11 protein-coding genes are annotated in these 12971 nt (G+C 48.2%); 6 read left to right on the top strand and 5 right to left on the bottom strand.

Going from position 1 to position 12971, the window contains the following annotated elements; genetic code table 11:
• The 4 genes from E0Y80_RS01455 to E0Y80_RS01440 form a co-directional block, all read right to left on the bottom strand.
• Positions 1–2478, bottom strand: coding sequence for a TraG family conjugative transposon ATPase (locus tag E0Y80_RS01455; protein ID WP_156305626.1), 2478 nt, complete (start codon positions 2476–2478; stop codon positions 1–3).
• Positions 2475–2810 (bottom strand): DUF4133 domain-containing protein, encoded by a 336-nt coding sequence (locus tag E0Y80_RS01450; RefSeq protein WP_156305625.1) that lies wholly within the window; start codon positions 2808–2810, stop codon positions 2475–2477. The genes E0Y80_RS01455 and E0Y80_RS01450 overlap by 4 nt, the downstream gene beginning before the upstream one ends.
• A gap of 2 nt (positions 2811–2812) precedes the next feature.
• Positions 2813–3091, bottom strand: coding sequence for a DUF4134 domain-containing protein (locus tag E0Y80_RS01445; RefSeq protein ID WP_394350214.1), 279 nt, complete (start codon positions 3089–3091; stop codon positions 2813–2815).
• Positions 3092–3291: 200 nt separating this feature from the next.
• Positions 3292–3729 (bottom strand): hypothetical protein, encoded by a 438-nt coding sequence (locus tag E0Y80_RS01440; RefSeq protein WP_156305623.1) that lies wholly within the window; start codon positions 3727–3729, stop codon positions 3292–3294.
• A gap of 519 nt (positions 3730–4248) precedes the next feature.
• Between E0Y80_RS01440 and E0Y80_RS01435 the strand changes: the two genes are divergently transcribed.
• From E0Y80_RS01435 to mobC, 6 genes are all read left to right on the top strand, one after another.
• Positions 4249–5157: a toprim domain-containing protein gene (locus E0Y80_RS01435; RefSeq protein ID WP_156305622.1), complete on the top strand. Its 909-nt coding sequence runs from the start codon at positions 4249–4251 to the stop codon at positions 5155–5157.
• A gap of 15 nt (positions 5158–5172) precedes the next feature.
• Positions 5173–5535, top strand: a complete 363-nt coding sequence (locus E0Y80_RS01430; protein ID WP_156305621.1) for a hypothetical protein — start codon at positions 5173–5175, stop codon at positions 5533–5535.
• Positions 5523–5882, top strand: coding sequence for a relaxase/mobilization nuclease domain-containing protein (locus E0Y80_RS01425; protein ID WP_156305620.1), 360 nt, complete (start codon positions 5523–5525; stop codon positions 5880–5882). The genes E0Y80_RS01430 and E0Y80_RS01425 overlap by 13 nt, the downstream gene beginning before the upstream one ends.
• Positions 5883–6435: 553 nt before the next feature.
• Positions 6436–8247, top strand: a complete 1812-nt coding sequence (locus E0Y80_RS01420; RefSeq protein WP_156305619.1) for a reverse transcriptase domain-containing protein — start codon at positions 6436–6438, stop codon at positions 8245–8247.
• Positions 8231–9115, top strand: coding sequence for a hypothetical protein (locus tag E0Y80_RS01415; protein ID WP_156305618.1), 885 nt, complete (start codon positions 8231–8233; stop codon positions 9113–9115). The genes E0Y80_RS01420 and E0Y80_RS01415 overlap by 17 nt, the downstream gene beginning before the upstream one ends.
• Before the next feature lie 19 nt (positions 9116–9134).
• The gene (gene mobC, locus E0Y80_RS01410; RefSeq protein WP_156305617.1) at positions 9135–11108 is read left to right on the top strand and encodes a conjugal transfer protein MobC; all 1974 of its coding nucleotides are present in this window, start codon (positions 9135–9137) and stop codon (positions 11106–11108) included.
• Between the two features lie 26 nt (positions 11109–11134).
• Here mobC and E0Y80_RS01405 read toward each other — a convergent pair whose 3' ends face one another.
• Complete coding sequence (locus E0Y80_RS01405) at positions 11135–12964, bottom strand: Xaa-Pro dipeptidyl-peptidase (RefSeq protein ID WP_156305616.1); 1830 nt, start codon at positions 12962–12964, stop codon at positions 11135–11137.
• Positions 12965–12971: the final 7 nt, after the last annotated feature.

The following is a 12971-nucleotide window of genomic DNA, read 5'->3' as shown; positions in this document are numbered from 1 at the left end:
TCAAATTTTTATTAATCCTTCGCGTATATCCCTTGCCATTGCTGAAATGGCATGGGACAGGTCCCCGCCGAGCCGGTCGGCATATTGCGAAAGCTTAATCCTTTCCGATTCCTCAGTTGTATAGCAAATGTATTCCTCAAGGGATACCTCAGTTCTATAGATCCTGGAGTGGACGCCACCTAAGGAGATGAACACCTCTTTGTACCTGTATTTGGGATCGTTGTCCCGGTTAATGGAAAGGACCATTGATTTTTCCTTTTCGCTAAGCCCCAGCAGCTGTTGGATCTGGTCGAACCGATTGACGAATTTTCGCTGGTCCAGCAGGATCTTGCAGTCACTGTTATTGATAATGGACTGTTTGACCACAGGCGAGGATATGATATCTTCTATATCCTGGGTGACTACTATCGCCTCGCCGAAGAATTTTCGGACGGTCTTGAAAAGGTACTTTATGTACTGGGCAAAGCCTTCTTTCATCAGTGCTTTCCATGCTTCCTCTATCAAGATCACCTTTCGCAGGCCCTTTACTTTCCTCATCTTGTTGACGAATACCTCCATGATGATGATGGTGACAACGGGAAAGAGAATGGGATGCTCCTTTATATTGTCTAGCTCGAAGACTATGAACCTTTCCCCCAAAAGATTGAGCTCCTGGCTGGAATTTAGCAGATAGTCGAATTCACCACCTTTATAAAAAGGCCTCAGGACATATAGGAAATTGTCAATGTCAAAGTCGCTGTCCTTGACGCCCTCCCCTTTTAGGCTATAGACATAATGGTCCCTTGCGTACTCATAGAAACTGTCGAAACACGGCTTGATCTTTGGCTTTGACGCCAAAAATTCAAAGTAACCCGTTATGGCATTGGAAAGCGCAACATATTCCGAGCGCTTGAATGCCTCGTCGTCCTTCTTCCAAAGAGCCAGGAGCAACGTTTTTATACTTTCCTTCTTCTCGGTATCCAGATTGTCTCCATCGCCGATTTGGAAGGGGTTAAAACGTATGGGCTCTTCCTCCGAATAGGTAAAATACCGCCCCCCTAGAAGTTGGCAGAGGCCCCGGTAGCTGTGACCGACGTCCACGAGTACAATATGGCTGCCCTGCTGATGGTATCCCCGGAGCATATGGTTGGTAAAGAAGGACTTTCCACTTCCCGTAGGTCCCAGAATGAATTTATTTCGGTTGGTACATATACCCTTCTTGATCGGCTCATCGGATAAGTCCACGTGAAGCGGCCTGCCCGTCAGCCGGTCCCCCAGACGGATACCTGTGGGGCTCAAGGAGCTGGAGCTGCCCGTCTCTAGGTTCAGAAAGCAACTAGCCTGTTCCGCAAAGGTCTCGAATGTCTCGCTCAGCGGAAGGTCCGCAGAATTCCCAGGGATTCCAGCCCAATAGATCTGTGGGGCTCCCACGGTCTCCTGTTTGCAGAGGCTGTCCATGTTGGAAAGGGCAGAGGTGACCATGTTTCTTATGACCGGGAGCTCACTCTGCTCAACAGTCCATGCAAGTAGGTTGAAATGTGCCCTTACCGGAAGGCGCTGTTGGGAGAATGCTTCATTCAAAAATTCATCGGTAGCATCTCTGGCTATCCTGTTCCCTCGACTGTAGGACGAAAGTGACTGCAGCCTTAGGCGCTTCCTTTCCAGCCTCTTCAGCGTCTTTTGGGGGTCGGAAATTAGGATGTACTGGTTGTAAATATGGTTGCACGAGAGGAGCTGACCTAGGGAAGAACAGAACCCCACGCTGAAACGGGACCTATCTGTTGAGTATCGATCGAAATCGATCCTGCTACCGCACATCGAAGGAAGTTCACTCGCATCGCTCAGGGTATACAGTTGGCAAAGACGGTCTCCTATCCGGATTCCATCTGAAAAGCTGATGTCCCCTATAATAGGCCTGGAATCTGTGCCTTCAAGGAGACAGTAACGTTCAATTAGACCCGCCCGTTCCCTCCCGCTTGCCAGCTCCTTTCCAGATATGCGTTCCAGCCGAATTAAGGAAGAGTCCTCCAAAATTCTCTGAAATTGTCCACAGGCGGCAAAAAAATCGTCGAATCCATCCTTGGAAATCGTCTCGGCAGGAACCAGATTTCCCCTTAACAGACTTGAGAAGAGGCTATTTGGCACCTTCCCTGAAGATCGTGGCTTGGTAAGCAGGATGAAGCACTCGTGGTCCAAATAGGGACGTTCGTTGAAGTGCTTCTCACTGGCAAGGTCTAAAGCACCAATTTCCGGTCGGCAAAGATCCGGCCTATGGATTCTGTTTTCGAACCAATCCTGCTTGTGCATTATACTTCCTGCCGGAAGGGACCTGAGTGCCCTGATCCAGCTCTGGTGGAAGGTTTCATACTCTACGTCGGAAAGCGTGAATATCTCTGGAAGCTTAGCTCTATAAACAAGGGTCACATCGCCCGTCTTGCTCAATATACAGTCGTGTTCAACGTCCATTAGCGGAAATACCGTCGTGATTTCCCTGTTCATCTTCCCTCCCCGTTGAAACTGATATCCATAAAGATGCGCCGGTCCCTTATGCGGACCGACTCGGGTAGCTTTCTCCTAGCGTAAGCCTTCAGTAGGCCATAACGTCCAAATCTCCTGCTCAGCCTTTGGACCTTAACTGCCCAGATCATCGCGGTCATAGTTACCGAGAGCAGGCTGGGTATCCTTGGAATCCCAGCATAGTACAGGCCTATAAAGGCAGCAAATAACAATAAAATGCCGACTGCAAATATCACCATGAACAGAGACTTCAACCCATAGAATTCAATTGGTTTATTGATATCGCGCTGAATGCGGTAAATCGAATTTGCCATGCTCAGTTTATTCCAAAGAATGATTCGATGACGGTAGTAACAACCACCAGGAAGACACAGCTACCAAACCAGGCAGCGGCGACCTTAGCGGTATCAGGATCCCCATTGTTCCATTTCTGAAAGACCTTTATAGCTCCGATCAGCCCCAAGAGTCCCCCTACGGCATACATGAGTTGGGTTCCTGAACTAAAATAACTTCGGACCTGGGAATTGGCTGCCTCAATCCCGGCATTGCCGTCTTGGGCAATGCAAATTTGCATACCCAGCAAGTGGAGGGTCAAAAGGGAATGCCCTAACCGTCTGTATCCAAGGCCGATTCTGACGAAAAATTTTCTTTTATGTTTCATATCTTAAACTATTTTAACAGGTTCAATAAAAAGCGGCATGCGGTCCCGAGTTAGCTGCAAAGCGGATTTCCATGAGGTGCGTGCACCGATCAGAACCGGGAGCGCAGGCCAGCTTAGATTTGTAACCTAGGGTCCTAGGTTTTTCCGGATTCGTTTTCTTCCACAATCTTTACCTTAAATTCATGCAGTTCTTCCTCCAACACTTTCATCAAGATACTGCCCCTTTCACTATTTCCCGTTGGGTTATACTTGGCCAGCAGGTCACCAAGGACATCCCCTTGTGCAGAACGGTACAGTACTCCATTCCTATAGGGCTCGAGGTAAAGCCTTAGCTGATCAAGAAATTCGGTGCTGCCACCGTCCCCCTGGCCCAGAGGAATTCCGTCATTCCCTCCAAAGTTCCAGGGCCTCGAGGCCCAGCCCTGTTTCCTTTTTCGCGATGGAACCTTACCCTGATCGATCCTGTCCACCATCCCACTTGCAAAACAGGTCGACAGCACCCAAACGTAGTAGATCGCCAGTCCCACTGAAAGTGGAAGCAGAACTTGCAGCCATGTTAAATTCTCCAACATATTTCCTCCTGTTTAATTGTTTGACCGTACGATTGCCTTTGCTGGACTTATCGAACGCTTTCTAATCCAAAATAACTTCGTAAAATCTCCCTCGACAAGTACAACATTTACTGTACCGCGGTCGTGCCCCGAAATGACGTAATGGCCTTCGACACCGGGACCAATCCCTGTCCGGTTTTACCGAGCGAGCTGAATTTTCAGCACGAATTACTGGAACCCTTTACCCACCCCTCTTTTCATTTTTCATTAATGAATACTTCAGCCACATTTCTTGTCCATTGGAACGCTCGGATCCTCTTTTTTACGCAGGGGTTATCAGTCCCCTCTTGTCGATGGGAGGAAGTGCATTTATTTTGGCCTTATTATCCCTTTGAGTAGAAAATGGCATACATCCAGGAACCATATCCATCTAAAGCGACGTTCGATCCTGCTACATATTTTAGCTGGGACGGAATTCTGTCAGCCGGCGTACTTAATTTTAGTCCTTGGGGGTATTAACCATCAATCAACAATGTGGATATGGAAGAAAACAAAAGCGATATCTCACTGGAACAGATCAGGGAGATGGATCTGGTAAACTATCTGTCGAACCTTGGACATGAACCATCCAGGGTCAGAAACAATGACTTCTGGTATCTCTCTCCGCTGCGACAGGAGTCAGAGCCGTCCTTTAAGGTCAACCGGCGGATCAACCGTTGGTATGACCATAGCCTGGGCATTGGAGGCAACCTGATCGACTTTGCCATCCGCTATCAGGGGTGCAGCATTTCCGAGTTCCTGGAGGCATTCAGGAATAGCCCTGCCCTCAATCTACCATCAAGGAAGGCTTATCCATCCAGCTCCCATCAGCCCGAGAGCAGGTTGCACGTACTCGAGCACTTCTCACTTCGCTCGGATTTACTGATAAGGTACATCCAGGACCGCCGGGTGTCGCTGCCAATGGCCGATCGCTACTGTCGGGAAGTCGTTTATGAGATTGGTGGGAACAGCTATACCGGCATCGGTTTTGCGAACGATAGCGGTGGTTTTGAGATCCGAAGCCCTCACTACAAATTAGGGAACTCTCCAAAGGACATTACCAGCCTGGACCATGGAAACCGAGAGATACTGGTATTCGAGGGATTCATGGACTTCCTCACCTTTCGGACCATCCATCCGGATCTTGACGAAAGTAAGGTCGACTTTCTGGTCCTGAATTCAGTCTCGTTCTTCGAACGGGCCCGCAGGAAAATGGAAATTCATGAAAAGATCTCCCTCTACCTGGACCGCGATAGGACGGGAATCGAGCTCACAAGATTAGCCCTTTCACTCGATAGCGCCTACTGCGACAAGAGTGAGCTTTACAAGAACCACAAGGACCTCAATGAATGGTCCATGAACCTGGGGATGCCGACCAACGGTTGCCCTGCCCTAAGGCTTAGCAAATAACATAGAATCAGATATATGAAGACCCAAGCAAGAGAACGGAGGGTAAAGGCCATTACGCTGAACTTTACACAACGGGAGTTCCACTCCCTACAGGACCAGAGGGAAAAAAGCACCTGCCCCAATATGGCCCTGTACCTTAGAAAAAGGCTTTTCTCCAGAAAGATCGTCACTACCTTCCGAAACCGCTCACAGGATGACATCCTCGAGGAGCTCTCCAGGAATAGAATGTGCCTTGAGCGAATGATGGAAGCCCTGGAGGAATCTCCGGGCCAGGGCCCTGAGGCCCAGTCCACAAGGAAGGCACTGAGACAAATCGAAGTTAACGTGACCGTACAGACCGGCCTGGTCAAAAAGCTGCTCGGATTATGGTTGTCCTAACCCATGACCTGGCAGGTGCATCCAGGATAATCTCCTACCATGAGAACAAAGTCACTTTGGGGACGGGGAATTGTCTGTATGCAGGAAACATGCCTTTAAGGGCATTTGAACTCGACAGGGCAGAAAAAACTTCCTATATGCAGAACAGGTGCACGCTCAATGCAAACATCAGGATTTCCTGCCTCCATGCCATCCTGGGATTCCATCCCATGGATGGCCGACTTTGCAATGACCAATTTACCAGGATCGCAAAGCGCTATATGGAGCTTATCGGATTTGGACGGCAGCCATATCTTGTTTACCGCCATACGGACACTTATCATCCCCATCTTCATGTGCGCCCATAAGGGCATATAATAAATAGAACAGTAGCAAGTTCTTTGACAAGCGTTTAGACGTCAATTACTACCCGACTTATCTGAAAGGGAAACCGGACAGGGAGTGTAGCATGTTGGGAAACTCATAAGTCAGTTAACTGTTAAGCTGCGACTGAATGGGGAGGTAAAAAGATGAACATAAGGATAAAATCCATACTGATTGAACGATAGCCTGAGCGGTCACATGCGGGAGCTCTGACGGAAAACAGTTACCAACGTCAGACTGTACTACTCCATATTTATATGTGCATTTAATGGAGCATAAACGGAGTACAGCGCATCTACAATAAGTAGAAAAGGGCGGACATCGTATCCGATAGTTCATCGAGCTATGTTATTATATGTCTAAATGGGGATTACCTAACCTGGAATGCCACTGGCATGGCTATGAGACTTTAGGCCTCTGAATATCCAGCATGGTAACGGAGCTTCCGTAGTAGTCCGAGCAAGGGAAAGCCTTGTACATGGCGAAGGGAAGCAGTTAATATTTTTAATACGATTAAAGGAAAATGTGAGACACATTATGAGAAATCCAGAGAAAGTATTAAACAGTCTATCAGAGCAAAGCAAGAAATCATGCTATAAGTATGAGCGGCTCTACAGGATTTTGTTTAATGAAGAAATGTACTTCGTCGCCTATCAAAAGCTTTATGCTAATGCGGGCAACATGACTAAAGGTGCCGACGGTAAAACGATCGACGGCATGAGCATTTCTAAAGTTAAACAGCTGATTGATGTGATCAGAAATGAAAGCTATCAGCCAGCACCATCAAGGAGAACGTATATCCTAAAGAAAAACGGAAAAAAACGTCCTCTGGGAATACCAAGTTTTGGAGACAAACTAGTGCAAGAAGTGATGAGAATGATACTACAGTCGATTTATGAGGGCTACTTTGAAAATAGCTCACATGGCTTCAGACCAGAGAGAAGCTGTCACACTGCGCTTGTTAGTGTTCAGAACACTTTCACAGGTACAAAATGGTTCGTTGAAGGCGACATCAAAGGATTCTTTGATAACATCAGTCACGATGTTTTGATAGGAATACTAAGAGAACGCATTGCTGACGAACGGTTCCTGCGCCTGATCAGGAAGTTTTTGAATGCGGGGTATGTAGAGGATTGGATGTTCAATAAGACCTACAGTGGTACACCACAAGGCGGAATAATAAGCCCAATTCTGGCCAACATCTATCTGGATAAACTGGATAAATATGTAGCCGATTACATCGCCAAATTTGATAAAGGGAAGTCCAAAGCGGTTAATCCTGAATATGCCAAACTCAAATGGACAGCGGAAAATATTATTGCTAGAAAGCTCAAAGTTGAAAATGATGGATCGATTAGAAGCCAGTTGTTGGCACAAATTAGTGAATTGAAAAAACAACGTATCCTAGTTCCTTATGCGAACGCAATGGATGGAAATTACAGAAGGATGAAGTACGTGAGGTACGCAGATGACTTTCTAATTGGAATCATTGGAAGTAAAGCAGACGCTCAAAAGGTTAAAGAAGACTTGAAGATATTCATATCCGAAAGACTTAGTCTGGAGCTGTCTGATGAAAAAACCTTGGTTACCAATGCGAAATCGCCTGCAAAATTTCTTGGGTATGAAGTCTCAGTGAGAAAGTCCAACGCAACTAAGAGGAATAAAAATGGCGTTTTAGCCAGAGCTTTTGGAGACCGGGTTGTATTAGAAATTGGAAATGCCACTATGAAGAAAAAACTTCTAGACTACGATGCCATGACTATCACAAATAGGAACGGTAAAGAAGCTTGGAAGTGTAAAGCAAGACCATGTATGAAGAACAACGACGATCTTGAAATCCTATCGCAATATAATGCCGAAATCCGAGGTTTCTTCAACTACTATTCGATTGCCAATAACAGCTATACAATCGATTCATTCTACAACATTATGGAGTACAGTATGTACAAAACTTATGCTTGTAAATACCAATCCACAACCCGTAGAATGATACGCAAGTTCAGCGAAAACGGGGAATTCATAGTAAAATATGAGAACAAGAAAGGTAAAGTACTAAGCAGAAAGTTCTATAATGATGGGTTCGCAAGAAAGACACTCACGTATAACGAGGTCGATCTACTACCCAACACCATACAATTCACCGCTGGAACAAGTCTGATCGACAGGCTTAGGGCTGGAAAATGTGAGTTTTGTGGAGCCACTGAAGAACTGGAAATGCACCATGTGCGGAAACTCAAAGACCTGAAAGGTAAACAGGATTGGGAGAAACACATGATCGCAAGACGCAGGAAAACTTTGGCTGTATGTTTCAACTGTCATAGAAAAATACACTATGGAAAGATGGACTGATAATATTAATGGAGAGCCGTATACGCTGAGAGGTGTACGTACGGTTCGGGGGCGAGTACTTGGAGATCCTATCACAGTAATGTGGAAAGGCGCCGGGTACTTAGCCTACATCGTATCGACCAACATTCGTAGCGACGGGAGCCAGATCTATACCCACCAGCTCGGCAGGCGGCTTTCCTATCCCGCTTCGACCCGTTTGGAAGACGAATTCGGCCTGGTACCTGCCATGGGGCGGCATCTGGCCAACACTCCCCTCCCGCGCCACATCCGGATGCTCTCCCATGCAAGCCATCCAACCTTTGAGGGAGTAAGGAATATCATTATGTACCTTTCCAGCACATATAGCTTTTCAGAGATCAAAGAGTGGAACGCCCTGCTTAGGCCTTATAATATACTGGCGCTCTGTCCAAGGAAGGGAGCCCAAGGCACGTCAAAGGGCCTGATGTACTACATCATGGACAGCCAGGGCAGGGCCTTGAGCAAGGGAATCCCAGAAAGAAGGTTCAGTCCGGAGCCTTTTATGCACAACGCTGGAAAACAGCAGATGATAGCCCGGGAAAATGCAGCGGTTTCCCGTATTCGGATTGTACTGGCCCAACTTTCCCAACAACCTTGGGCAAATGAAAATGGGCCTTCCGTTTCGGAAAGCCTGCTCACCCAAGGCCTTCAGGTCATAGAGCTTGCGGGGGAGGAAGGAAAATCTCCAGAAAAAATCATCCTAGACCATCAGCTCAGGTGCTCGATACATGAAAGGAGGCTGAAGTTGGATCCTGAAATATGGACATACCAGGAAGCGATGGATATCAGGGAGGCCCGAAAGAAGAACCAGGAACAAAAGGTTACCCCTGGCAAGTCATTTGACCTATAGTTTTAAGATCTCAAAGAGTATGAACAGTACCGAAAATCCCCAAGCCATGAAAAAGATAGCCGATATGTGCCGCTGGATAGCCTTCGTCATTCTTGGCGTTCACTACTACCATCTGGGATATGTCTGGTTCGTAGATCTGGGCCTGAACTGGAAGCTTACGGATCGGATCCTTTCTTCGATATCAGGAACCGGCTTGCTTGACTCCTTCAATACCTCCAAATATTTCTGTCTGTTATTCCTGCTGTTCTCGTTGATGGGCACCAGAGGAAGAAAGGGCCGAAAGTTCAATCTCGGCACTGCCTTTCTGTGGCTACTCTGGGGACATGGGGTATATTTCCTCAGCGGCCTGCTGCTGTATTTTTTTCAGCGCTCACCATGGTCCCTAATTGGATATTATGCACTGTGTTCTATGGGCCTGCTAATGGTGATCAAGGGGATGACAACCATTGCCAGAATCATCTGGACGAGAATTGACCAACAGGACATATTTAACCTGCAGAACCAGACCTTCCCGCAGCAGCAGGGGTTGCTCGAGAATGAATTTTCTGTTAATTTGCCCTATCGCTTTAGATTGAAAAACCGTAGTTTAAAGGGGTGGATCAACGTCATCAATCCATTCAGGGCGCTGCTGGTCCTTGGAAACCCCGGATCAGGCAAATCCTATTACATAATTAGGCACGTCATCTCTCAACATATCAAGAAGGGCTTTTCGATGCTTGTCTATGACTTTAAATACGACGACCTATCCAAGATTGCCTACCATCACTGGATCCTGGGCGGCAGGAAAATGGAATTCTTTAGGATCGACTTTGACGACCTAGCACGTTCCCATCGCTGCAATCCTTTGGAGCCATCCGCAATGAACGATATAACCGATGCGGCCGAATCCGCCAGGACCATCCTGCTCGGACTGAACAGGGAATGGATCAAGCGCCAGGGGGACTTCTTTGTGGAATCGGCCATCAATCTTTTGACGGCAGTGATCTGGTACCTCAGACGCTACCAGGACGGGGAATACTGCACGCTTCCCCATGTCATTGAGCTGATGCAGCAGGATTATGACCGCCTTTTCTCGCTACTGCGAAGCCAAGAGGAGATACAGGTTCTGATAAATCCTTTTGTGAACGCCTACCTGAACAACGCCATGGAGCAGCTCGAAGGGCAGGTGGCCTCGGCCAAGGTCGCCCTGGCAAGGCTCTCCTCCCCCCAGCTCTACTATGTACTCTCGGGAAACGACTTTACCCTTGACATCAATAACCCGGAATCTCCCAAGATCGTCTGCATGGGGAACAACCCTCAGAAGGTACAGATTTATGGGGCCGTTCTTTCCCTGTTCGTAAACAGGCTCATCAAGCAGGTCAACAGAAAGGGAATGCAGAAGTGCAGTCTGATCTTCGATGAATTTCCTACGATCTACTTGAACAATATCGACAGCCTGATCGCTACGGCCAGAAGCAATAGGGTTGCAACGTGCCTTTGTGTCCAGGACATCTCGCAGCTTAGGAAGGACTACGGACGGGACCAGGCCGACGTAATACTTAATATCGTGGGCAACGTGATCAGCGGTCAGGTATCAGGTGAGACCGCCAAACAGCTCTCCGAGAGGTTCGGAAAGATCATGCAGGAAAGGCAAAGCCTGTCGCTGGGTTCCAGCGATACCTCCATAGGCCTTTCCAGCCAGCTTGAATTGGCTATCCCCCCTTCGACCATATCGAGCCTCTCCTCTGGTGAGTTCGTGGGAATGGTAGCAGACGACCCGCAGGTTCCCGTCTCCCTCAAGGCATTCCATGGAAAGGTCATCAATCATCATCGGAAACTGGCAAGCGAGGAGTCCAGTTTCCGAGAACCGGAGGTTATAAGGAAGCTGGACGAAAAAAGCGTCCAGCAGATCTACCTCATGATCAAGAGGGAAGTTCAGGAAATCACCTATTCTGAAATGGACAGATTGCTCTCGGACCCGGCATCAAGGCATCTGGTCGTACCAAAGAAATGAACGGACCTTGGCCATGGCCCTTCCGGCTACCGTAGCGCATCCCGGAACGACTCCCTTCCACCGACGACCGGAAGGGTCAGGATGGTACCCTCAAGGTCCACGGTAATCTGTGTGCCCGCATCCGGCCACAGGGTAAACTCAGGGTCGCTCGAAAAGATCATCAGTCCGATCTGCTGACCGGCAGGGATGATCTGATCATCGGGCTGCAGATCAAAGCTAACATCATAGAATTTTCCAGGGACCAGGGCACTGCCATTCCTTAGCGACGCGTGGTTCTGAGGGTCTGCCCAGCCCCGGGTGATGATATCGTCCGTAATCCTGCCCTGTTTGCCCTGTTGCTCCCAAGGTAGGGCAACTAGCCAGACAGACAGGTTCGCCGACGTCTTTGTGCTGGCCATCTTGATCGAAATTTTCGAAACTCCTGAAAGGTGGAGCGGCTTCTTCAAGACGGGGCTCAGGTAAAGCAAACGATGCTGTGAACTTGCAAGCTGGGCAAGCGAATCCCCCGTAAAGGAAACATCGTCGACCAATGTTTCTTTAACGGATTTATTCGATTTTTGGAAATCCAAGGTCCCATGGTTTAACCCACCGGCCCCTAAATATAGGGCAACGTCCGAAGCTGCAGGATTTGGATAGTCGGCATACGGGGTCGGCTCGGACTGACGGTCATTTTCACGGACGATCCACGCCTTGGCATCCTTTTCAACACCATTCTCAATGCCAAAAAGGTACCTGGTGAACCAACGGTTCATCATCTGCATGGGCGGTGGGCCACCATGGCCATCTTGGTGGTAGTAGATCTGGGCCGGAAGTCCCATCTCCTTGGCCTTTTTATAAATCCTGTAGCTGTGCTCGGGCATCACGTTCCAATCATTGAATCCATGGGACATCAGTAGTGCGGCCTTCATCCCCGCCATATGGTTCAGATAGTCACGGCCGGCCCAAAAATCATTGTAGTCGCCGCTCCTTCGGTCCTGGCCGTTGGCCATCTCCGTATCTCGGATCACTTTATTCCCGTATGCCCGCTTGGATTCATCCCCACTATGTACAAAATCATACAGTACATCTATATCCTCTCCCAAATAACCCCCAGGACTACGAACTAAACCGTTCGACCGATAATAGTGATAATAGGAAGTATTTGGGGCTACCGGAATGATGGCTTTTAGACCTTCAACACCTGTTGTTGCTGCGGCGATGGGCAAGGTACCGTTGAACGAAGTCCCCGTCATCCCTACATTTCCGGTTGACCAGTAGGCCTTAACCTTCTCACCGCCTACCCTATCTTTATAACCATTGTCCTTCCCGCAGAGCCACTCGACCACAGCTTTTGGGGCCAATGACTCATTGGGACCGCCAATCGTCGGCGATCCATCGGACAGCCCCGTCCCTGGTGATGAAGAATGGACGACGATAAAACCGCGTTTTACCCATTCCCTAATCAGACTGTTCGAAATAATGGGACGCTCCCCCGTTCTTTTCACCTCCGGATGTAGACGCCCTGTAGGGGCATCCGATCCCAGTTCATGCTTTACGTTCCACATAATCCCATCGACCATCTCCGCCGTCCCCGCATAATAGGGGGAGGTCTCATAGATGATGGGCAGCCTCAATTGCTCCGTTTCCGTCTGAAAGGGTCGCGTTACGTCAACATGCATACGATCCAATTTACCATCCCCATCCGTATCAAAATCCGTCTCGACCCAAAGGTCTTCCCGTATCCATTTCTCAGGAGTATTAAATCCCTCAACAACCTGTGCCTCCCCTTCCTTAAAAACGGGAACTGTTTGCGAATAGGCTGAAAGACCCCAAGTCAGCGCCGCGGCCAGGGATATAGAGTATAATTTGTACTTCATGTATTTA

Source organism: Sphingobacterium endophyticum (genome assembly GCF_009733535.1).
Taxonomy (GTDB): Bacteria; Bacteroidota; Bacteroidia; order Sphingobacteriales; family Sphingobacteriaceae; genus Sphingobacterium; species Sphingobacterium endophyticum.
The sequence above is the reverse complement of the archived record's forward strand: the minus strand, read 5'-3'. Positions and strand labels throughout refer to the sequence as shown.